The sequence below is a fragment of the Streptomyces sp. NBC_01352 genome (assembly GCF_036237295.1).
Taxonomy (GTDB): domain Bacteria; phylum Actinomycetota; class Actinomycetes; order Streptomycetales; family Streptomycetaceae; genus Streptomyces; species Streptomyces plumbiresistens.
Window position 1 is genome coordinate 8205139 of record NZ_CP108354.1, and the last position, 21907, is coordinate 8227045.

Sequence of the window (21907 nt, forward strand, 5' to 3'; positions counted from 1 at the left end):
TTACGTGCAGTCACCTGCCGAGGAACGCTGCCAGGATCACGCTGCAGGAGTACGCCCAGGAGCATGCGGAGGTACAGGTCAGGAACTGTGTGTCACTCCCAGTCCCACCCGATCCCCACGACCCCCGACCGCACCCGCGGCTCGACGAGGTGCACCGAGTGGTGCCGGCCGGTCAGCGCCAGCTCCTGGCGCCCGCTGCGCGGCGCCGCCGCCGAGTGCTGGGCGAACCGGTGGCAGCGCACCGGCAGCGCGTTCTCGTCGAAGCGCACCTGGAGCGCGTACTGGCCGCCGGCCGGCCCGAATCCGCGGACGTACTCCCGTGACGCGCCGGCCGTGCCGTCCTCGACGCCGTAGCGGAAGAGGAACGTGTCGCCGGCCCGCAGCCGCGTGTCGAAAAGCAGCTCGGCCACGAACACCCCGGTGTCGTGGTCCGAGCGAACGCGTCCCGTGCGGCAGTTCTCCAAGGCGTGGACGCTCATGCGCTCCGGCGCGCACCCCGGGTCGCCGTGGTGGACGGCCACGAAGCGGTCGACGCCGTCCCGGTGGGCCCGCACGATGTGGTGCGACTCGCGTCCGGCCAGCTCGCGGCGCGCGCCGATCCGTACCCGCTCGTGGTGGCCGAGGGTGTGCAGCCCGCCGTCGAGCGGCGAGTCCAGCTCGGCCAGCAGCTGCTCCAGGACGCCGGAGGCCTCGACGAGGGAGCGGTAGGAGCGGGCCGCGGGCCGGTGCGAGGCCGGGTCCTCGTCGGCCTGGGTGAGCAGCCGGATCAGCGACTCCTGCGGCAACTGGAGGATCTCCTCCAGAGCCCGTACGGCCCGCAGCGACTCGGGGCGCTGCGGGCGCCGGGCGCCCTGCTGCCAGTAACTCAGGCTGGTCACACCGACCTTGACCCCGTGGCGCGACAGATGGTGCTGCACGCGCTGCAACGGCAGTCCGCGGGCGGCGATCGCGGCCCGCAGCGCGACGTGGAAGGGGCCGCCGCGCAGGGCCGAGTCCAGTTCCGCGGTGGCGACGGTGGCGACGTCCGCGTGCTGTGTGGCGTTCGGCATGCAGGGGCCTTTCTGTGAATGTTCACAACGGCTGGTCAGACCGTTCGCGGGAGACTCGGGGGCCCGCGTCGGCGCCGTGGGTCTTCACATCCGTACGCCGTCGTTCAGGGCCCCGAGCTCCCCCGCATTGAAGCGTGTTGACCAAGCCCCGACAACACCTGTTGCCCAACCGTGGCGGACTCCCGGCCGACTTCACATCCCTCAGCCGGGGCGGTGGGCCCGTCCTCGCCCAGCGCCTCCCGGATCGCGCGGACAGGGCCTGGGGCGCCGCCGTCGCGACCGCCGCCCCGGAACCGCTGCGCCCGGGGCGCCGAGTCCCGGCTCGCCGACTTCACGCAACTCGTCGCCGACGCTGCCGTCGCTGCCATCGCCAACGCCGACAGCCGGGCGCAGCTCACGGCGTCCCGCGCGCGATCCTCTCCAAGGGCGGCCTCGGCCCCGCCCTGCGCGCTCGACGGAGGGGGACGTGGCGGGCCAGGGCGCTGACTGAGGTCGCCGTCTTCTACGGCACCTCGGAGTGCCTCACCAATGCTGTGAAGCACGCCCGGGTCGGCGTCGTCGCGGTCACGGCCGGTATCGAGGGCGACATCCTGGAGGTGACCATCACCGAAGACGGCACAGGGAGCGCCGAACCGGGCCGCGGCTCCGGGCTGGGCGGACTCGTCGACCGGGTGGAGGCGATCGGCGGGAGGCTGACCATCAGCAGCCCGCCGGACCGGGGCACGACACTCACCGTACGGCTGCCGCTGAGCGGTCCGAGCCCGGACATGTGACCGCCCGGGGCGCACGCCAGGGGAGTCTGCCCAGGCGGGGGAACCTGGACTCGGTGACGTCGCGTACGTCCGGGCGGTCGGGTCGGACGGAGAGGCGTGCCGTCCGCCTCGCGGGGCGGCGCAGTGCCGCCGTGTCGTGCCTGTTCTAGAGGCGGCGAGCCGCGCCGCGTCGTGCCTTCGGTACGCGCTTGGCACGCACGATGTCGGCATCACGCGGGTCGAGGGCGTCGTACGGCGCGTATCTGTCGTCCGTGGTCCGGCCGGTACGACCCGACCGCCGTGGCTTCTCGATCCGTTTCTGCCGCATGTCCGCAGCCCTTCGACCGACGATCCGCCGTTCCTCACGTCTCCGAGGACGGCCGGTCTTTTCGTGTCCGCTTGTGTCCGCAGTGACTCCAGCATCCCTCGGATACGACCGCGTGTCGTCACGGCAAGCCCCCGGTTCCGCTTTTGCCAGCCGTACCTCCTGGACTCCGGCAGGCTGTGGGGGCGCACTTTCAGGGGTCGCAAGGGGGGCGGGAACCATGGACGCACCGCGGCAGCCCGCACCATCCGCGCGCCACCCGGGCACCGGCATCCTCGTCCTGTCGGCGTACGTCGAGGTCGAGGACGCCCTGGAACTGCCGGCGAGCGGCCGCAAGGTCGGTTATCTCCTCGAGAGCCGGTCACGGATGTCGACGAGTTCATCGAGGCCCTGGAACGGATCGGCAGGGGCGGCTCGGTCGTCGACCCGTCCCTCGTGCAGGAGCTGTTCTCGGCCCAGCGCCGCGCCGCGCCCTGTCCCACCTCGGCGGCCGTGAGCGCGAGGTCCTCGCCCTCACGGAGGACACCGACGACCACCGCCGGGTACCGGCGGTTCTCACCTTCCTGGAGTCCCGCTGACGGTGGCGGACCGTTGTCCACAGGCCCGCCGCGCTGTCAGTTCCCGCCAGTAGGGTGTGAGACATGGCCGACCCCTCCAGCTACCGCCCCAAGCCGGGACAGATCCCGGACTCTCCCGGGGTGTACAGGTTCCGCGACGAGCACCGCCGGGTGATCTACGTCGGAAAGGCGAAGAGCCTGCGCCAGCGCCTGGCGAACTACTTCCAGGACCTGGCGGGCCTGCACCCCCGCACCCGCACCATGGTCACCACGGCCGCGTCCGTGGAATGGACGGTGGTGTCCACGGAGGTCGAGGCCCTGCAGCTGGAGTACTCCTGGATCAAGGAGTACGACCCCCGGTTCAACGTCAAGTACCGCGACGACAAGAGCTACCCGTACCTCGCGGTGACGATGAACGAGGAGTTCCCGCGCGTCCAGGTGATGCGCGGTCACAAGAAGAAGGGCGTGCGCTACTTCGGGCCGTACGGCCACGCGTGGGCGATCCGCGACACCGTCGACCTCCTGCTGCGCGTCTTCCCCGTCCGCACCTGCTCGGCCGGCGTCTTCAAGAACGCCGCCCGCACCGGCCGCCCCTGCCTGCTCGGCTACATCGGCAAGTGCTCCGCGCCCTGCGTGGGCCGCGTCTCCGCCGAGGAGCACCGCGAACTCGCCGACGAGTTCAGCGACTTCATGGCCGGCCGCACGGGCACGTATCTGCGCCGCCTGGAGAAGCAGATGACGGCGGCGGCCGAGGAGATGGAGTACGAGCGGGCGGCCCGCCTGCGGGACGACATCGGGGCCCTGAAGAAGGCCATGGAGAAGAGCGCGGTCGTGCTCGCCGACGCGACCGACGCCGACCTCATCGCGGTCGCCGAGGACGAGCTGGAAGCGGCCGTGCAGATCTTCCACGTCCGGGGCGGACGCGTGCGCGGTCAGCGCGGCTGGGTCACCGACAAGGTCGAGGAGATCACCACCGGCGCCCTGGTGGAACACGCCCTCCAGCAGCTCTACGGCGAGGAGACCGGCGACTCCGTCCCCAAGGAGGTTCTCGTCCCGGCCCTGCCCGACCCGGTGGAGCCCGTCCAGGAGTGGCTCACCGAGCGGCGCGGGTCGAACGTGTCGCTGCGCATCCCCCAGCGCGGCGACAAGAAGGCCCTCATGGAGACCGTGGAGCGCAACGCCCAGCAGTCGCTCGTGCTGCACAAGACCAAACGCGCCTCCGACCTCACCACGCGCTCGCGCGCGCTGGAGGAGATCGCCGACGCCCTCGACCTGGACAGCGCCCCGCTCCGGATCGAGTGCTACGACATCTCGCACCTCCAGGGCGACGACGTGGTTGCCTCCATGGTCGTCTTCGAGGACGGACTCCAGCGCAAGAGCGAGTACCGCCGCTTCCAGATCAAGGGCTTCGAGGGCCAGGACGACGTCCGCTCCATGCACGAGGTGCTCACCCGCCGCTTCAGGCGCTACCTCGCCGAGAAGGAACGGACAGGGGAGTGGGCCGACGGCGAGACCACCGACGCCGACGGCCTCGGCAACGGCCTCACCGAGGAGGACGGCCGCCCCAAGCGCTTCGCCTACCCGCCCCAGCTCGTCGTCGTCGACGGCGGCCGGCCCCAGGTCGCCGCCGCCAAGAAGGCTCTCGACGAACTGGGCATCGACGACATCGCCGTCTGCGGCCTCGCCAAGCGCCTGGAGGAGGTCTGGCTGCCGGACGACGACGACCCGGTGGTCCTGCCCCGCACCAGCGAGGGCCTCTACCTCCTCCAGCGCGTCCGCGACGAGGCCCACCGCTTCGCGATCACCTACCAGCGCACCAAGCGCGCCAAGCGCTTCCGCGCCGGCCCCCTGGACGAGGTGCCGGGCCTGGGCGAGACACGCAAACAGGCACTCCTCAAGCACTTCGGTTCGGTGAAAAAGCTGAGGTCAGCGACAATCGACCAGATCTGCGAGGTTCCCGGCATAGGCCGCAAGACAGCCGAGACGATCGCCGTGGCCCTCGCCCAGGCGGCTCCGGCCGCACCCGCCGTGAACACGGCGACCGGAGAGATCATGGAAGAGGAATCCGACACCATGGGTTCCAGTGGGGAGTCCGTGACGATGGGCGCCCCGGACGAACGACGGGGGCAGGAGACATGAATGTGAACGAGCACGACGAGCACGACGAGCAACGGGACCAAGCCGGAGACGGAGCACAGGTGAGTACGGGCACGCCCAACGACACGGCTGCGGTCCCGGACGCGGCCATCCCCGAGCTGGTGATCATCTCCGGCATGTCCGGGGCCGGCCGCTCGACGGCCGCCAAGTGTCTGGAGGACCTCGGCTGGTTCGTCGTCGACAACCTCCCGCCCGCGCTGATCCCCACCATGGTGGAGCTCGGCGCCCGCTCCCAGGGCAACGTGGCGCGGATCGCGGTCGTCGTCGACGTACGCGGCCGGCGCTTCTTCGACAACCTCCGCGAGTCCCTCGCCGACCTGGACGGCAAGAACGTCACCCGGCGGATCGTCTTCCTGGAGTCCTCGGACGAGGCCCTGGTGCGGCGCTTCGAGTCGGTGCGCCGCCCGCACCCCCTCCAGGGCGACGGCCGCATCGTCGACGGCATCGCCGCCGAACGCGAGCTGCTGCGCGAGCTGCGCGGCGACGCCGACCTGGTGATCGACACCTCCAGCCTGAACGTGCACGAGCTGCGCGCCAAGATGGACGCCCAGTTCGCCGGCGAGGAGGAACCCGAGCTGCGGGCCACCGTCATGTCCTTCGGCTTCAAGTACGGCCTCCCGGTCGACGCCGACCTGGTCGCGGACATGCGCTTCCTGCCCAACCCGCACTGGGTCCCGGAGCTGCGCCCCTTCACCGGCCTCAACGAGGAGGTCGCCGCGTACATCTTCAACCAGCCCGGCGCCAAGGAGTTCCTCGACCGGTACTCCGAACTGCTCAGGCTCATCGCGGCCGGCTACCGCCGCGAGGGCAAGCGGTACGTGACGATCGCCATCGGCTGCACCGGCGGCAAGCACCGATCGGTCGCCACCTCGGAGAAGCTCGCCGCGCGCCTCGCGGCCGAGGGCGTGGAGACGGTGGTCGTGCACCGGGACATGGGACGGGAATGACAGGACGTACTCCGCGGCTGAGCAGGCTGCGCCGGGCCGTGCCCGAAGGGCGCGCGAGCCGGCCCGTAGAGGCCCGCGGTGCCAAACCGCGCCGCCGCGGCGCCCAGCCCAAGGTGGTCGCCCTCGGCGGCGGCATGGGCCTGTCCGCCTCGCTCGCCGCACTGCGCCGGATCACCGGCGACCTCACCGCCGTCGTCACCGTGGCCGACGACGGCGGCTCCAGCGGACGCCTGCGCGACGAACTGGGCGTACTGCCGCCCGGCGACCTGCGCAAGGCGCTGGCCGCGCTGTGCGGCGACGACGAGTGGGGCCAGACCTGGGCCCGCGTCATCCAGCACCGCTTCCAGTCCAAGGGCGACCTGCACGAACACGCGGTCGGCAATCTGCTGATCGTCGCTCTGTGGGAGCAACTCGGCGACCACGTCCAGGCCCTCGACCTGGTCGGCAGGCTGCTGGGCGCGCACGGGCGCGTGCTGCCCATGTCCGCCGTACCGCTGGAGCTGCAGGCCCTGGTCAAGGGCCACGACCCGGACCGCCCGGAGGACGTCGACACCGTACGGGGACAGGCGACCGTCGCCCTCACGCCCGGCGAGGTGCAGTCCGTGCACGTGGTGCCGCACGACCCGCCCGCGGTGCCGGAGGCGGTGGCGGCCGTCCTCGACGCGGACTGGGTGGTCCTCGGTCCCGGCTCCTGGTTCTCCTCGGTGATCCCGCACCTGCTCGTGCCCGACCTCCTGGACGCGCTCACCCAGACGAAGGCGCGCCGGGTCCTCTCCCTGAACCTCGCCCCGCAGCCCGGAGAAACCGATGGCTTCTCCCCGCAGCGTCATTTGGAGGTTTTGGGACGACACGCCCCTAAACTCGCCCTGGACGTGGTGCTGGCCGACGAGGCCGCCGTGCCCGACCGTGAAGTGCTCACCGAGGCCGCCAAGCGGCTCGGTGCCGCGGTCGAGCTGGCCCCGGTCGCCCGGAGGGACGGAACTCCTCGGCACGACCCGGAGCTGTTGGCCGCCGCGTACGACCGTATTTTTCGGATGCATGGAAGGATCGGCCCATGGCGATGACGGCAGCGGTGAAGGACGAGATCTCCCGACTCCCCGTCACCCGTACCTGCTGCAGGAAGGCGGAGGTCTCTGCCATTCTGCGGTTCGCCGGCGGCCTCCACCTGGTGAGCGGGCGCATCGTGATCGAGGCGGAGCTGGACACCGCGATGGCGGCCCGCCGCCTCAAGCGGGACATCCTGGAGATCTTCGGCCACAGCTCCGAGCTGATCGTGATGGCACCGGGCGGACTGCGCCGCGGCTCGCGCTACGTCGTACGGGTGGTCGCCGGCGGCGACCAGCTGGCCCGGCAGACCGGCCTGGTCGACGGCCGGGGCCGCCCGATCCGCGGCCTGCCCCCGCAGGTCGTCTCCGGTGCCACCTGTGACGCGGAGGCGGCCTGGCGCGGCGCGTTCCTGGCGCACGGCTCGCTCACCGAGCCGGGCCGCTCCTCCTCCCTGGAGGTGACCTGCCCCGGCCCCGAGGCGGCGCTCGCCCTGGTCGGCGCCGCCCGCCGGCTGTCGATCGCCGCGAAGGCCCGCGAGGTGCGGGGAGTGGACCGGGTCGTGGTCCGTGACGGTGACGCGATCGGTGCGCTGTTGACCCGGCTCGGTGCTCACGAGTCCGTGCTGGCCTGGGAGGAGCGCCGGATGCGCCGCGAGGTGCGGGCCACGGCGAACCGTCTCGCCAACTTCGACGACGCCAACCTGCGCCGCTCCGCGCGTGCGGCCGTCGCGGCCGGCGCCCGTGTCCAGCGCGCCCTGGAGATCCTCGGCGACGACGTGCCCGAGCACCTCGCGGCCGCCGGCCGGCTGCGCATGGATCACAAGCAGGCCTCCCTGGAGGAGCTGGGCGCGCTCGCCGACCCGCCGCTGACCAAGGACGCCGTCGCGGGCCGTATCCGCCGCCTGCTGGCGATGGCCGACAAGCGGGCCCAGGACCTCGGCATCCCGGGCACCGAGTCCAGCATCACCGAGGAGATGGCGGACAACCTCGTGGGGTGAGCCCCGCCTTCAGCGCAACACGCCGGTGCCGACGCCCACTTGGGTGATCGGCACCGGCGTTTGCGTGTCGTTGAGGCACCCTTGACTGGATCATGGAGTGACATGAGCCTGGCATCTGTTCGCCGAGTGGCGAACCACTGCTAGGGGGGTTCATGAGACGAAAAGCGAGACCGATCCTCGCTGTTGGCGCGCTCCTGCTGGGCGGTGCGGGAATCGCACCCATCGCCCAGGCCGCAGGGAACGAAGGTTCTCCCGATCCGAACGAGGTCAAGGTCTTCCGCGCCGACGTCACGCAGAAGCAGGTACCCCTGCTGCTGGCAGCCGGCCAGGACGGCCACGAACTCGGCGAGCAGGTACCCGAGAAGGGCGAGGCCACGGTCGAGGTCTACCTCACCGACCAGCAGGCCGAGAAGCTCGAGGACCAGGGCGTCGACCTCACCGAGCACAAGCTGTCCGCCAAGGCCTCGAATCGCGTCGAGGCAGCCGCCGAGGGCGTGTTCCGCCCGTACAGCGGAAAGGGCGGCCTGAAGGAGGAGATCGTCAAGGCCGGGCAGGAGAACCCCGACCTCACCAAGGTCGTCTCCATCGGCAGAACGGTCAGCGGCCAGGACATCCTGGCGCTGAAGATGACCAAGGGCGCCAAGAAGTCCAAGGACGGCTCCAAGCCGTCCGTCCTGTACCTGTCCAACCAGCACGCGCGCGAGTGGATCACGCCGGAGATGACCCGCCGGCTGATGCACCACTACCTGGACAACTACAAGACGGACAAGAAGATCAAGAAGCTCGTCGACTCGACCGAGCTGTGGTTCGTGCTGTCGGCCAACCCCGACGGCTACGACTACACCTTCCAGAACTCCGACAACCGCCTGTGGCGCAAGAACCTGCGCGACAACAACGCCGACGGCGCCATCACCACCGGCGACGGTGTCGACCTCAACCGCAACTTCGCCTACAAGTGGGGCTACGACGACGAGGGCTCGTCCCCCAACCCCACCAGCCAGACCTACCGCGGCGCGGCCCCCGGATCCGAGCCCGAGACCAAGGCGCTGGACGCCTTCGAGCGGCGCATCGGCTTCGAGTACGGCATCAACTACCACTCCGCCGCCGAACTCCTCCTCTACGGAGTCGGCTGGCAGGTCGCCACGCCCACCCCGGACGACGTCCTCTACGAGGCACTCGCCGGCACCCCGGAGAACTCCGCGATCCCGGGTTACCACCCGCAGGTCTCCTCGGAGCTGTACACCACCAACGGCGAGGCCGACGGCCACGCGGCGAACGTCAACGGCATGGCGATGTTCACCCCCGAGATGTCGACCTGCCAGACCGCCTCGAACGTCGACCCGAACGACGCCTGGGAGCCGGCCGACTGCCTGTCGATCTTCACCTTCCCGGACGACGAGACGCTGATCCAGCAGGAGTTCGCCAAGAACATCCCGTTCGCGCTCTCCCTCGCCGAGTCCGCCGCCAAGCCCGACCAGCCGAAGTCCGCGGCCGGCCTGAGCGCCGCCGACTTCACCCCGGCCGCGTTCTCGACCTCGTACTCGCGCGGAGCGGACCAGGAGGTCTCGGTCGTCGTACGGAAGTCCGTGCGCGACAAGGAGCTCAAGTACCGCGTCAACGGCGGACGTACGGAGGACATGGCGCTCAGGGCGTGGAAGGGCGGCGAGACGTACGGCGGTGACGACAACCTCCACTTCGACGAGTACCGGGCCAAGGTCCAGGACGGCGATCCGGGCGACAAGGTCGAGGTGTGGTTCACCGGCGAGACGAAGAGCGGCAAGAAGGTCTCCAGTGAGCGCTTCACCTACACCGTGGCCGAACGGCCCCGCGCGGACGTCCTCGTCGTCGCCGAGGAGGGTGCGACCGCCACACAGGCGCAGACGTACGTCGACGCGCTGAAGGCGAACGGCCGCAAGGCGCTGGTGTGGGACGTCGCCACCCAGGGCGCGCCCGACGCGCTCGGCGTGCTGAGCCACTTCGACACGGTCGTCCACTACACCGGCGCGAGCACCCCGGGCGTCGCCACCCAGCTGCAGCTGCGCGCCTTCCTGAACGAGGGCGGCAAGCTGGTCGAGGCGGGCGAGCTGGCCGGCGGCAGCGTCGACCTCGGCGGCGGCACCCTGTCGAACGACTTCAGCCAGTACTACCTGGGCGCCTACACACGTACGTCGACCCCCGGGGCCACCGGCTTCACCGGCTCCGGCGCACTCGCCGGCTTCACGGGCGCACTCGGCCCCGCGGCCGGCAACCCGCTGGACCGGGCCGGGACGTACGGCGTGACGTCCGACGAGTTGCCGGCGGCCACGTACCCGCAGTTCGCGAGTGCGGGCGCGGGCCAGTTCGCCGGGACGGTCAACCCGTACGGGCCCTACGCGGGCTCCTCCATGGCCGCGGCCGTCCACACCGACGACGCGTACAAGCGGCTCACCCGGACCGTCGACCTCACCGGGGTGAGCGCGGCCGACAAGCCCACGCTCCGCACCCAGCTGCTGTGGGACACCGAGCCCGGCTACGACAACGTGTTGGTCGAGGCCCACGCCACCGGGGCCGACGACTGGACCACGCTCCCGGAGGCGGGCGGTGCCACCCGCGCCACCGTGCCCGCGGAGTGCGAGGCCGGGTACTACGTAGGGGAGCACCCCCAGCTCGAGCACTATCTGACCGTGGCGTCCGACGGCTGCACCGCGACCGGCACCACCGGTGCGTGGAACGCCCTCACCGGCGCCTCCAGCGGCTGGCAGCAGGTGAACTTCGACCTGAGCGCGTACGCCGGAAAGTCGGTCGAGGTCTCGATCAGCTACGTCACCGACCCGGGCAGCGGCGGCCACGGCGTCCTCGCCGACGACGCCTCGCTGGTCGTCGGCGGCACACCCACCGGGACCGAGGGCTTCGAGACGTCGCTGGGCGTCTGGAGCGTGGCCGGACCGCCCTCGGGCAGCCCGGCCGTCCTCAAGGACTGGGTGCGCACCGGGGCGCTCTTCCAGACCTACGGAGCGGTCACCACGGACGACACCGTACTGCTGGGTTTCGGCCTGGAGCACGTCGCCTCGGCGGCCGAACGGAGGGCTCTGGTGAAGAAGGCACTCGCGGCCCTCGACGGGTGAATCTGCCTGGTCAACCGCGTGTGATCCGTCGTGATCACATCGGGTGATCCGGCTTCGGGCCCGGGCGGTCCGTACCCCTACTGGCGGGTACGGGCCGCCCTGCCGTGTATGGGGCGTCTCGATGTCACTCCGGAGCCGTCAGGGAGGTAGGGTCGTAGGCGGTCGGGGACATCCCATACAGCTCGCCGGTCTCGAACCGGCGTACCAACGAGGAGATCGGTTTCGTGACGATCCGCGTAGGCATCAACGGCTTTGGCCGCATCGGTCGTAACTACTTCCGCGCGCTGCTGGAGCAGGGTGCTGACATCGAGATCGTGGCTGTCAACGACCTGGGTGACACCGCGACCACCGCTCACCTGCTCAAGTACGACACCATCCTGGGCCGCCTAAAGGCCGAGGTGTCGCACACCGCCGACACGATCACTGTCGACGGCAAGACGATCAAGGTTCTCTCCGAGCGCAACCCCGCCGACATCCCGTGGGGTGACCTGGGCGTCGACATCGTCATCGAGTCGACCGGCATCTTCACCAAGAAGGCCGACGCCGAGAAGCACATCACCGGCGGCGCCAAGAAGGTCCTCATCTCGGCTCCGGCCAAGGACGAGGACATCACCATCGTGATGGGCGTCAACCAGGACAAGTACGACGCGGCGAACCACCACGTCATCTCCAACGCCTCCTGCACCACCAACTGTGTGGCGCCGATGGCGAAGGTCCTCGACGAGAACTTCGGCATCGTCAAGGGTCTGATGACGACCGTCCACGCGTACACGAACGACCAGCGCATCCTGGACTTCCCGCACTCGGACCTGCGCCGCGCCCGCGCCGCCGCCGAGAACATCATCCCGACCACGACCGGTGCCGCCAAGGCCACCGCGCTGGTCCTGCCGCAGCTCAAGGGCAAGCTGGACGGCATCGCGATGCGCGTCCCGGTCCCGACCGGCTCGGCCACCGACCTGGTCGTGACGCTGCAGCGCGAGGTCACCAAGGACGAGGTCAACGCCGCGTTCAAGAAGGCCTCCGACGACGGCGACCTCAAGGGCTACCTGACCTACACCGAGGACCCGATCGTCTCCTCGGACATCGTCGGCGACCCGGCCTCCTGCACCTTCGACTCCTCCCTGACCATGGTCCAGGAGGGCAACTCGGTGAAGATCCTCGGCTGGTACGACAACGAGTGGGGCTACTCCAACCGCCTCGTCGACCTGACGGTCTTCGTCGGCAACCAGCTCTGATCAACAGAGCAGGCACTTTGATGTGAGTCAGGGCTCGGGCAGCGCAGGGACGCGCTGCCCGAGCCCTGACTCACGTACCGGACCAGCCCTCTTACGATCACGAGCATCACGAGCCCTCCTCAGGAGTCCCCTCAATGAAGACGATCGACGAACTTCTCGCCGAAGGCGTCGCCGGCCAGCGGGTCTTCGTCCGCGCCGACCTGAACGTGCCGTTGGACGGCACGACCATCACCGACGACGGCCGCATCCGCGCCGTCCTGCCCACCGTCAAGGCCCTCGCGGAGGCGGGCGCCCGGGTGGTCGTCGCCTCGCACCTGGGCCGCCCCAAGGGAGCCCCGGACCCGGCCTTCTCGCTCGGCCCGGCCGCCGCGCGTCTCGGTGAACTCCTGGGCGCGGAGGTCAAGTTCGCCACGGACACCGTGGGTGAGTCCGCCACCTCCACGGTCGCGGGCCTCGCCGACGGCCAGGTCGCCGTCATCGAGAACCTGCGCTTCAACGCCGGCGAGACGAGCAAGGACGACGCCGAGCGCGGCGCCTTCGCCGACCAGCTCGCCGCCCTCGCGGACGTGTACGTCGGTGACGGCTTCGGCGCGGTGCACCGCAAGCACGCCTCGGTCTTCGACCTCCCGGCCCGCCTGCCGCACGCGGCCGGCTACCTCATCGCCACCGAGGTCGGCGTCCTGAAGAAGCTCACCGAGGACGTCAAGCGCCCGTACGTCGTCGCCCTCGGCGGCTCCAAGGTCTCCGACAAACTCGCCGTCATCGACCAGCTGCTCGGCAAGGCGGACCGCCTTCTCATCGGCGGCGGCATGGTGTTCACCTTCCTCAAGGCCAAGGGGTACGAGGTCGGCGCCTCCCTCCTCCAGGAGGACCAGATCCCGGTCGTCCAGGAGTACATCGAGCGGGCGGAGAAGAACGGCGTCGAACTGGTCCTGCCCGTCGACGTGCTGACCTCCACCGACTTCCCGGACCTGAAGACCAAGGCGCCGGCGAATCCCAACACCGTCGCCGCGGACGCCATCCCCGCCGACCAGCTGGGCCTGGACATCGGTCCGCAGACCCGCAAGCTGTACGCCTCGAAGCTCGCCGACGCCGCCACCGTCTTCTGGAACGGCCCCATGGGCGTCTTCGAGCACCCCGACTACGCCGAGGGCACCAAGGCGGTCGCCCAGGCCCTCCTCGACTCCCCGGGCTTCACGGTCGTCGGCGGTGGCGACTCCGCCGCGGCCGTCCGCATCCTGGGCTTCGACGAGAACGCATTCGGCCACATCTCGACCGGCGGCGGCGCCTCCCTCGAATACCTCGAGGGCAAGACGCTCCCCGGCCTCGCCGCACTGGAGGACTGACCCTTAATGGCTGCATCTATTTCTTCGGGGCGCACGCCGCTGATGGCCGGCAACTGGAAGATGAACCTCAACCACCTCGAGGCCATCGCGCACGTCCAGAAGCTCGCCTTCGCCCTGGCCGACAAGGACTACGACGCCGTCGAGGTCGCCGTCCTGCCGCCCTTCACCGACCTGCGCTCCGTGCAGACCCTGGTCGACGGCGACAAGCTCAAGATCAAATACGGCGCCCAGGACATCTCGGCGCACGACTCCGGTGCCTACACCGGCGAGATCTCCGGCTCGATGCTGGCCAAGCTGAAGTGCACGTACGTGGCGATCGGCCACTCCGAGCGCCGCCAGTACCACAACGAGACCGACGAGCTCGTGAACGCCAAGGTCAAGGCCGCCTACAAGCACGGCCTGACCCCGATCCTGTGCGTCGGCGAGGAGCTGGAGATCCGCGAGGCGGGCAACCACGTCACGCACACGCTCGCCCAGGTCGAGGGCGGCCTGACGGACATCCCGGCCGAGCAGGCCGAGTCGATCGTGATCGCCTACGAGCCCGTGTGGGCCATCGGCACCGGCAAGGTCTGCGGCGCCGAGGACGCGCAGGAGGTCTGCGCGGCCATCCGCGGCAAGCTCGCCGAGCTGTACACGCAGGAGCTGGCCGACAAGGTCCGCATCCAGTACGGCGGCTCCGTGAAGTCCGGCAACGTCGCCGAGATCATGGCCCAGGCCGACATCGACGGCGCCCTGGTCGGCGGTGCCTCGCTGGACGCGGAGGAGTTCGTCAAGATCGCGCGCTTCCGCGACCAGTGAGTATGCGGTAGCAGCGGAACGTCGTACTCTTGCGGGGCACAGCGCTGTCGCTGTGCCCCGTCGTCTGTCCAGATCCGAGGAAGTTGGTCCAGCCGTGGTTATGGGGTTCTCGATCGCCCTGATCGTCTTCAGCCTGCTGATGATGCTGCTGGTGCTGATGCACAAGGGCAAGGGCGGCGGCCTCTCCGACATGTTCGGTGGCGGCATGCAGTCGTCCGTCGGTGGCTCCTCGGTCGCCGAGCGCAACCTCGACCGCATCACCGTGGTGGTCGGTCTGCTGTGGTTCGCGTGCATTGTCGTGCTCGGCCTGCTGATGAAGGCGAACAACTGATCAGCGTCGCACACGCAGCACGCCCGATCCGCACGTAAGGCCCCATGTTCGGTACGCGCACCTGAGCGCGGCCTATCATGGGGCTTGCGTCTGTGTGTATGGGAGCTGTAACTCGAATCACTGGACGCGCGTTGGGCCTTACGTAGACTGAGGCGCTCGCAGCGAAGCGAAACGCCGACTCGCTTTGCGGCACCATCACGCAGGGAGTTACGACCGTGGCAAGTGGCAACGCGATCCGAGGAAGCCGGGTCGGGGCGGGGCCGATGGGCGAGGCCGAGCGGGGCGAGTCCGCGCCCCGGCTGCGCATCTCCTTCTGGTGCTCCAACGGGCACGAAACGGTGCCCAGCTTCGCCAGCGACGCGCAGGTTCCCGAAACCTGGGACTGCCCGCGCTGCGGCTTTCCAGCAGGCCAGGACCGGGACAACCCGCCGGACCCACCGCGCACCGAGCCCTACAAGACGCACCTCGCCTATGTGCGGGAGCGGCGCAGCGACGCGGACGGCGAGGCGATCCTCGCCGAAGCGCTCGCCAAACTGCGGGGCGAGATCTAGGAGTTGAGAGACGGCCGGGCATCCGTGGATGCCCGGCCGGACTTGTTCGGCGCCCTGAGCCGGCTGTCGCGCCGAGGCCGATTGTCAGTGGTGCCCTCTACGGTTTGTGAACAGGCGAATCGTGAGGGGGAACGGTGGCGACGGCTGATGCAACGGGCGTGCGTGCGCCCGCGTGGCGTGGGGGATTCGGGCGGCTATGGAGTGCCGCCGTGCTCTCCAGCTTCGGTGACGCACTGCGCGGCGCCGCGCTCCCCCTGCTCGCGGTGTCCCTGACCGACGAGCCGCTGCTCGTCGCGTCCGTGACCGCCTGCGGTTATCTGCCGTGGATCGTTTTCGGGCTGCTCGGCGGTGCCGTCGCCGACCGGGTGGACCAGCGGCGGGCCATGTGGATGGTGGATGCGGTACGAGGGCTGCTCGTCGCCTGCTTCGCGGTGGCCGTCGCGTTCGGGCACGCCTCGATCGGCCTGCTGATCGCGCTGGCCTTCGCCCTGACCACCCTGCAGACGCTCTTCGACAACGCCGCCACGGCCCTGCTGCCCGCCCTGGTGGACCGCGAGGCGCTCGGCAGCGCCAACGCCCGCCTGATGACCGGCCAGCAGATCGCGGGCGGACTCGTGGCCGCACCCGTCGTGCCGCTGTTGCTGGTGGTCGGCGCCGCGATGCCCTTCGGGGTCGACGCGGTGACCTTCCTGTTGGCGGCCGCCCTGGTCGCGTCGCTGCCGACCGCCGTGCCCGAGCGGACGCCGAGACCGACGGGCAGCACCCTGCGCCGCGAGATCGCCGAAGGGCTGCGCACCCTGCGGCGCGACCGGGCCCTGCGCGCGCTGTGCGCAGCGACGGCCCTCTGCAACATCGGCGTCGGTGCCCTCATCGCTGGTCTGGTCTTCCTGGTGACCGGCTGGCTGGGCGCCGGTGCGGCGGGGTACGCGGCGGCCACGACCGCGTACGCGGTCGGCGGCCTGACCGGGGGAACGGCGAGCGGCCGGATCGTCGCCCGCCTCGGACGCGTGCGTGCGGTGCTGCTCGCCGGGACGGTGCAGACCGGCGCGCTCGTCGTCATGGGCTCGGTGCGCAGCATGGTCGCGCTGGCGGCCGCCATGGCCGTCTTCGGGTTCATGGGCATGGTGTGGAACGTCAACACGCGGACGCTGATGCAGGAGCGCAGCCCCGCCGAGCTGCTGGGCCGGGTCAGTTCGGCCTTCCGGACCCTGGCGGTCGCCGGTGCGCCCCTGGGCGCGCTGCTGGGCGGTGCCGTGGCCACCGCCTGGGGCCTGAACGCTCCGGCCCTGCTGGCGGCCGGCTTCTTCATTCTGGCCGTCGCCTCGCTGATACCCACGCTTGGGACGGACGTATCTGTAGTCGCGCCCGACGACGGCGTCACGACAGCTCACGCCCCACGCTGATCAACTAGGGCTGATCAACTAGGTTGGGACCGGCAGGGACAGGTAGGAAAGAGGCTGAAGTCCGACATGAACGCAGACGGCCGTACCAGGCTCAACCAGACGCCCGAGTGGACCGCTCTGGCCAAGCACCGCGAGGAGCTCGGCGAGGTGCAGCTGCGGGAGCTGTTCGCCGCCGACCCCGGGCGCGGCAGGGGGTACACGGTGCAGGTCGGTGACCTGCACATCGACTACTCCAAGCACCTCGTCACCGACGAGACCCTGCGGCTGCTGCGCGAGCTGGCCGCCGCGACCGACGTCTTCGGCCTCAGGGACGCCATGTTCCGCGGGGAGAAGATCAACACCACCGAGAACCGGGCCGTGCTGCACACCGCGTTGCGGGCGTCGCGCGACGCGGTGACCGAGGTCGACGGGGAGAACGTCGTGCCGGGGGTGCACGCCGTCCTCGACAGGATGGCCGACTTCGCGGAGCGGGTTCGCTCCGGTGCCTGGACCGGCCACACCGGCAAGCGCATCAGGAACGTGGTCAACGTCGGCATCGGCGGCTCCGACCTGGGCCCTGCGATGGCCTACGAGGCGCTGCGCGGATACACCGACCGCGACCTCACGGTCCGCTTCGTGTCGAACGTGGACGGCGCCGACCTGCACGAGGCCGTCCGCGACCTGGACGCGGCCGAGACGCTGTTCGTCATCGCCTCCAAGACCTTCACCACCATCGAGACGATCACGAACGCGACATCGGCGCGCAACTGGCTGCTCACCGAGCTCAAGGCGGGGCAGGAGGCCGTCGCCCGGCACTTCGTGGCGCTGTCGACGAACGCCGAGAAGGTGTCGGAGTTCGGCATCGACACGGCGAACATGTTCGAGTTCTGGGACTGGGTCGGCGGCCGGTACTCCTTCGACTCGGCGATCGGCCTCGCGCTGATGACCGCCATCGGCCCCGACCGCTTCCGGGAGATGCTCGACGGCTTCCGACTCGTCGACGAGCACTTCCGCACCGCGCCCGCCGAGTCCAACGTGCCGTTGCTGCTGGGCCTGTTGGGCATCTGGTACGGCAACTTCCACGACGCCCAGTCGCACGCGGTGCTGCCCTACAGCCACTACCTGTCCAAGTTCACCGCCTACCTCCAGCAGCTGGACATGGAGTCCAACGGCAAGTCGGTGGACCGGGACGGGAAGCCCGTCGACTGGCAGACCGGGCCGGTCGTGTGGGGCACCCCGGGCACCAACGGGCAGCACGCCTACTACCAGTTGATCCACCAGGGCACGAAGCTGATCCCGGCGGACTTCATCGGCTTCGCCGAGCCGGTCGCCGGTCTTCTGCCCGGGCTGGTGGCCCAGCACGACCTGCTGATGGCCAACTTCTTCGCCCAGACGCAGGCGTTGGCGTTCGGCAAGACGCCCGACGAGGTGCGCGCGGAGGGCGTTCCCGAGGAACTGGTCCCGCACAAGACCTTCAAGGGGAACCACCCCACGACCACCATCCTCGCCCGCGAACTGACCCCGTCGGTCCTCGGCCAGCTCATCGCGCTCTACGAACACAAGGTCTTCGTCCAGGGAGCGGTGTGGAACATCGACTCCTTCGACCAGTGGGGCGTCGAACTCGGCAAGGTCCTCGCCAAGCGCCTGGAGCCGGCGCTCACCGAGGGCGCCGACGTGCCGGGCCTGGACGCGTCCACGAAGGCTCTGGTGTCGACGTACCGGGAGCTGCGCGGCCGGCAGTGAGCGCGGGTAGGGGAGCGGACGGGTACGGCTGTCCGCTTCCCTGCCTCGTGGCGTTCGCGGGCGGAGCTCCGTCCGGTCGTCCTGCCTATCCTGGTAAGGGGTGATCCGGCTCACTGGGAGCGCGGAAGGAGCCGGCCGTGGCTGACCAGACCACCGGCACCGGGCAGCGGCTCGGCCGGACGAGGGAGCAGACGTCGGAGCAGGCGGCGGACGCCAGCGCCGCGACGGCCGCCCCGGAGGCCCTGCGGCAGGCGCGCGAAGCCGTCGCCCGAGAGGCCTGGGCCGACGCGTACCGCCTCCTCGGCGGTATCGATCCCGCCCGCCTCGCCCCGGACGACTTCGCCGCCCTCGCCGACGCCGCCTGGTGGACGAGCCGCGTGGAGGAGTCGATCACCGCGCGGATGAGGGCGTACTCCGGCTATGCCGCTGCGGGCGCGGACCGGCAGGCCGGGTACTGCGCCTGGATGCTCTTCTACGAGCACCAGCTGGCGGGACGTACGGCCGTGGCGGCCGGCTGGCTGCGCCGGGCACGCCAGCATCTCCAGGACCGGACCGAGTGCGCCGAACAGTGCTATCTCGCGTGGATGGAGGCGGAGGCCGCACAGGAGCGCGGCGCCTTCGACGAGGCCATGGCCTCGGCACGGCGCATGGCCGGCATCGCGCGCCGCTGCGCCGACCCGGACCTGTACGCCATGAGCGTCCAGGTGCAGGCGGGCATCCTGCTGGCTCAGGGGCGGGTCGCCGTCGGGCTCGATCTGCTGGACGACGCCATGTGCTCGGCGATGGCGGGCGAGCTCAGCTCCTTCTTCACCGGGTGGATCTACTGCCTGGGCCTCCAGCGCTGCATGGCCTGCGCCGACCTCGAACGCGCCGCCGAATGGACCGACGCGGCCATGCGGTGGTGCGCGTCGATGCCGGCGGAGAACAACTTCCGGGGCCTGTGCCGGGTGCACCGCGTGGAGGTGCTGGAGCTGCGCGGCGCCTGGCCCCAGGCGCTGACCGAGGCCACGCGGACCTGTGAGGAGCTGCTGCCCTACGAGGGCCGGATCGCCGCCGAGGCGTTCTACCTCGCCGGGGACATCCAGCGGCGGCGCGGCGACCTGGCCGCGGCCGAGGCGGCCTACGACCGGGCGCATGGACTCGGCCGCGACCCGCAGCCCGGCCTCGCCCTGCTGCGCCTGGCGCAGGGCAAGGCCGATGCCGCGGCCGCCGCGCTGCGGCTCGCCCTGGCGAGCGAGGCAGGCGAGGCAGGCGAAGCAGGTGTGGCCGCCCCTGCGGGCGAGCCCGGTGAGGCCGATCGTCCGGGACCGGACGACGGGAACAGCCGCCTCGGGCGCAGCCGGCTGCTCGCCGCCCAGGCGGAGGTCTCCCTCGCCCTCGGCCGGCTCGACCAGGCCCGGGCGGCGGCGGAGGAGTTGCAGGTCCTGGCCCGCGACTGGCAGCGGCGGTGCGGTTCGGAGGCGACCGTGTTGCACGCCCTGGCGGCGTCGGCGGGCGGCGCCCTGGCGTTCGCCGCCCATGACGTCGACGGAGCGCTGCCTCTGCTGCGTCGCGCACTGGAGCTGTGGCTGGCCCTCGGGGTCCCCTACGAGGCGGCGCAGGTCCGGATGACCCTGGCCGCCGCCGACCGGAGCGCCGGTGACGAGGACGGCGCCCGGATGGAACTGCGGGCCGCGCGGGACACCTTCGCACGGCTGGGTGCCGCGCCGGACGCCCGCCGGGCCGCCGCGCTCCTGGACAGCGTGCGCCCGCACCGGCCCGGCGCGCTCACCGAGCGGGAGGTCCAGGTGTTGCGGCTGGTCGCCGCGGGCTGGACGAACCGGTCGATCGCCGCCGAACTCGTGATCAGCGAGCACACCGTCGCCCGCCACCTCAACAACATCTTCGCCAAGCTCGACGTGTCCTCACGGGCCGCGGCGACGGCGTACGCGTACACGCACGGTCTCGTGTGACATAGGCCGGGATGCCACGGGCTGTGCGCTGTTCCGGGGCGCCATGGGCCGTTCCGCCCACGCCCGTTCCGGCGAAATGGGCGGTTTCCGCGATGCGCGCCGCCCGGCCCCGCGCGTACACAGGTGGTGCAACGGTTCTCCGGCCCGACGGACAGCAGAAAGCAGGCGGCGGCCATGACCACCTACACCCCACTGGCCCTCGACGAGCAGCTGCTGGGACGGCTGCGCGGAGCGGTACGCGGCGATGTCGTCCGGCCCGGCGACCCCGACTACGACGAGGCCCGCAAGGTCTACAACGCCATGCACGACAAGCGGCCGGCGATCGTCGTCCGGGCCGTCGACGCGGGCGATGTCATCGCCACCGTCGACCTCGCCCGCGAGACGGGGCTGCCGCTCGCGGTGCGCGGCGGCAGCCACAGCGTCCCCGGCTACGGGACCTGCGACGGCGGGGTCGTGCTCGACCTCGGACGGATGCGCGGGATCCGCGTCGACCCCGAGACCCGCACGGCGCGGGTCGAGGGTGGCTGCACCTGGGCCGACGTCAACCACGCCACGCACGCCTTCGGCCTGGCCACCACGGGCGGGATCGTCTCCACCACTGGAGTCGGCGGTCTGACGACCGGCGGCGGCATGGGCTACCTGGCCCGCGAGTTCGGCCTGGCCTGCGACAACCTCGTCTCGGTCGACCTGGTGACGGCCGACGGGTCCTTCCTGACCTGCACGGACGAGCACAACGCCGACCTGATGTGGGCGGTGCGCGGGGGCGGGGGGAACTTCGGAGTCGTCACGTCCTTCGTCTACCGGCTGCACCCCGTGGCCGACATCCTCGGCGGTCCGACGTTCTACCCGCTCGACGGTGATGTGATCCGCCGCTACCGGGACCTGGTCGCCGCATCCGAGGAACGACTCGGCGCCGTGCTCGTCGTAGGACTCGGCCCGCCGCTCCCGTTCCTCCCCGAGCGGTGGCACGGGCGGCCGGTCTGCGGAGTGGTCGCCTGCTGGACCGGGCCCGAGGACCAGGACGACCGGATCCGCGCCCGGCTCGGCGAACTCGGTCCGGTGCTGGGGCAGCACCTGGAGCGCATGCCCTACCCGGTGATCAACACGCTCTTCGACGAGCTGGTCCCCGCCGGCCTGTTCCACTACTGGAAGGGCGCCTTCAGCCACGGACTGCCGGACGGTGCCATCGACGCGTACGTCGCACACGGCGCCTCCACCCCGTCCATCCAGAGCGTGACGGTCGTCTTCCCCATCGACGGCGCCTGCCACCGGGTCGGACCGGAGGACACCGCCTTCTCCTACCGGGACGCCGACTTCTCGACCGCCCTCAGCCCCACCCTGACCACCCGGGAGGACTGCGAGGCCCAGAAGGACTGGGTGCGCGGCTTCTACGCGGCCCTCGAACCGCATTCCTCCGGGGGCGGCTACGTCAACTTCATGGACGGCGACGACCAGGACCGGGTCCGCGCCAACTATCGAAGCAACTACGCCCGGTTGACCGACATCAAGCGCCGCTACGACCCGGGAAACCTGTTCCGCCTCAATCACAACATCGCCCCGTGAGACATCAGGACGGCAGGAAATCCGAGGACAGCAGAAAGTCCGAGGACAGCAGAAAGCCCCAGGCCGGCCAT

Annotated in this window: 17 protein-coding genes; 15 read left to right on the forward strand and 2 right to left on the reverse strand. The window is 70.7% G+C overall.

Annotation, left to right across the window (positions count from 1 at the left end; translation table 11 throughout):
- Positions 1 to 92: 92 nt before the first annotated feature.
- Positions 93 to 1049 carry a hypothetical protein gene (locus tag OG252_RS37760; RefSeq protein WP_329341837.1) on the reverse strand — a complete coding sequence of 319 codons (957 nt, stop codon included), beginning with the start codon at positions 1047 to 1049 and terminating at the stop codon, positions 93 to 95.
- 134 nt (positions 1050 to 1183) lie between these two features.
- Between OG252_RS37760 and OG252_RS37765 the strand changes: the two genes are divergently transcribed.
- Positions 1184 to 1822, forward strand: coding sequence for a sensor histidine kinase (locus tag OG252_RS37765; protein ID WP_323186105.1), 639 nt, complete (start codon positions 1184 to 1186; stop codon positions 1820 to 1822).
- Positions 1823 to 1967: 145 nt separating this feature from the next.
- Here OG252_RS37765 and OG252_RS37770 read toward each other — a convergent pair whose 3' ends face one another.
- A complete protein-coding gene (locus OG252_RS37770) occupies positions 1968 to 2129 on the reverse strand; it encodes a hypothetical protein (protein WP_266441442.1) in 162 nt (53 codons plus the stop codon).
- Positions 2130 to 2767: 638 nt separating this feature from the next.
- On the opposite strand from OG252_RS37770, the gene uvrC reads away from it, so the two are divergent.
- The 14 genes from uvrC (at position 2768) to OG252_RS37845 (ending at position 21836) form a co-directional block, all read left to right on the forward strand.
- A complete protein-coding gene (uvrC, locus tag OG252_RS37780; protein ID WP_266441448.1) occupies positions 2768 to 4822 on the forward strand; it encodes an excinuclease ABC subunit UvrC in 2055 nt (684 codons plus the stop codon).
- A complete protein-coding gene (gene rapZ / locus OG252_RS37785) occupies positions 4819 to 5787 on the forward strand; it encodes an RNase adapter RapZ (RefSeq protein WP_266441457.1) in 969 nt (322 codons plus the stop codon). The genes uvrC and rapZ overlap by 4 nt, the downstream gene beginning before the upstream one ends.
- Positions 5784 to 6851, forward strand: a complete 1068-nt coding sequence (locus tag OG252_RS37790; RefSeq protein WP_266441467.1) for a gluconeogenesis factor YvcK family protein — start codon at positions 5784 to 5786, stop codon at positions 6849 to 6851. Before rapZ ends, OG252_RS37790 begins: the two co-directional genes overlap by 4 nt.
- Positions 6842 to 7831 carry a DNA-binding protein WhiA gene (whiA, locus tag OG252_RS37795; protein WP_266441473.1) on the forward strand — a complete coding sequence of 330 codons (990 nt, stop codon included), beginning with the start codon at positions 6842 to 6844 and terminating at the stop codon, positions 7829 to 7831. The genes OG252_RS37790 and whiA overlap by 10 nt, the downstream gene beginning before the upstream one ends.
- Positions 7832 to 7983: 152 nt before the next feature.
- Positions 7984 to 10935, forward strand: a complete 2952-nt coding sequence (locus OG252_RS37800; protein ID WP_329341843.1) for a M14 family metallopeptidase — start codon at positions 7984 to 7986, stop codon at positions 10933 to 10935.
- A gap of 224 nt (positions 10936 to 11159) precedes the next feature.
- A complete protein-coding gene (gap, locus tag OG252_RS37805) occupies positions 11160 to 12170 on the forward strand; it encodes a type I glyceraldehyde-3-phosphate dehydrogenase (RefSeq protein WP_307673985.1) in 1011 nt (336 codons plus the stop codon).
- Between the two features lie 134 nt (positions 12171 to 12304).
- On the forward strand, positions 12305 to 13516 hold the full coding sequence (locus OG252_RS37810) for a phosphoglycerate kinase (RefSeq protein ID WP_329341847.1): 1212 nt from the start codon (positions 12305 to 12307) through the stop codon (positions 13514 to 13516).
- A 42-nt stretch (positions 13517 to 13558) separates the two neighbouring features.
- Positions 13559 to 14314, forward strand: a complete 756-nt coding sequence (tpiA, locus tag OG252_RS37815; protein ID WP_266448658.1) for a triose-phosphate isomerase — start codon at positions 13559 to 13561, stop codon at positions 14312 to 14314.
- Positions 14315 to 14414: 100 nt separating this feature from the next.
- Positions 14415 to 14645, forward strand: a complete 231-nt coding sequence (secG, locus tag OG252_RS37820; RefSeq protein WP_053753335.1) for a preprotein translocase subunit SecG — start codon at positions 14415 to 14417, stop codon at positions 14643 to 14645.
- Positions 14646 to 14860: 215 nt separating this feature from the next.
- Positions 14861 to 15196 (forward strand): RNA polymerase-binding protein RbpA, encoded by a 336-nt coding sequence (locus tag OG252_RS37825; RefSeq protein ID WP_078615979.1) that lies wholly within the window; start codon positions 14861 to 14863, stop codon positions 15194 to 15196.
- A 134-nt stretch (positions 15197 to 15330) separates the two neighbouring features.
- Positions 15331 to 16599 (forward strand): MFS transporter, encoded by a 1269-nt coding sequence (locus tag OG252_RS37830; protein ID WP_266441488.1) that lies wholly within the window; start codon positions 15331 to 15333, stop codon positions 16597 to 16599.
- Between the two features lie 66 nt (positions 16600 to 16665).
- On the forward strand, positions 16666 to 18321 hold the full coding sequence (gene pgi, locus OG252_RS37835) for a glucose-6-phosphate isomerase (protein WP_329341851.1): 1656 nt from the start codon (positions 16666 to 16668) through the stop codon (positions 18319 to 18321).
- A gap of 137 nt (positions 18322 to 18458) precedes the next feature.
- Complete coding sequence (locus OG252_RS37840) at positions 18459 to 20273, forward strand: LuxR C-terminal-related transcriptional regulator (protein WP_443068449.1); 1815 nt, start codon at positions 18459 to 18461, stop codon at positions 20271 to 20273.
- A 174-nt stretch (positions 20274 to 20447) separates the two neighbouring features.
- A complete protein-coding gene (locus tag OG252_RS37845) occupies positions 20448 to 21836 on the forward strand; it encodes an FAD-binding oxidoreductase (protein ID WP_329341853.1) in 1389 nt (462 codons plus the stop codon).
- Positions 21837 to 21907: the final 71 nt, after the last annotated feature.

Bases quoted from the DNA above. Each gene is read 5' to 3' on its own strand.
- OG252_RS37760 (WP_329341837.1), bottom strand. From the start codon at position 1,049: ATGCCGAACGCCACACAGCACGCGGACGTCGCCACCGTCGCCACCGCG.
- OG252_RS37770 (WP_266441442.1), bottom strand. From the start codon at position 2,129: ATGCGGCAGAAACGGATCGAGAAGCCACGGCGGTCGGGTCGTACCGGC.
- uvrC (WP_266441448.1), top strand. From the start codon at position 2,768: ATGGCCGACCCCTCCAGCTACCGCCCCAAGCCGGGACAGATCCCGGAC.
- rapZ (WP_266441457.1), top strand. From the start codon at position 4,819: ATGAATGTGAACGAGCACGACGAGCACGACGAGCAACGGGACCAAGCC.
- OG252_RS37790 (WP_266441467.1), top strand. From the start codon at position 5,784: ATGACAGGACGTACTCCGCGGCTGAGCAGGCTGCGCCGGGCCGTGCCC.
- whiA (WP_266441473.1), top strand. From the start codon at position 6,842: ATGGCGATGACGGCAGCGGTGAAGGACGAGATCTCCCGACTCCCCGTC.
- OG252_RS37800 (WP_329341843.1), top strand. From the start codon at position 7,984: ATGAGACGAAAAGCGAGACCGATCCTCGCTGTTGGCGCGCTCCTGCTG.
- OG252_RS37810 (WP_329341847.1), top strand. From the start codon at position 12,305: ATGAAGACGATCGACGAACTTCTCGCCGAAGGCGTCGCCGGCCAGCGG.
- tpiA (WP_266448658.1), top strand. From the start codon at position 13,559: ATGGCCGGCAACTGGAAGATGAACCTCAACCACCTCGAGGCCATCGCG.
- secG (WP_053753335.1), top strand. From the start codon at position 14,415: ATGGGGTTCTCGATCGCCCTGATCGTCTTCAGCCTGCTGATGATGCTG.
- pgi (WP_329341851.1), top strand. From the start codon at position 16,666: ATGAACGCAGACGGCCGTACCAGGCTCAACCAGACGCCCGAGTGGACC.
- OG252_RS37845 (WP_329341853.1), top strand. From the start codon at position 20,448: ATGACCACCTACACCCCACTGGCCCTCGACGAGCAGCTGCTGGGACGG.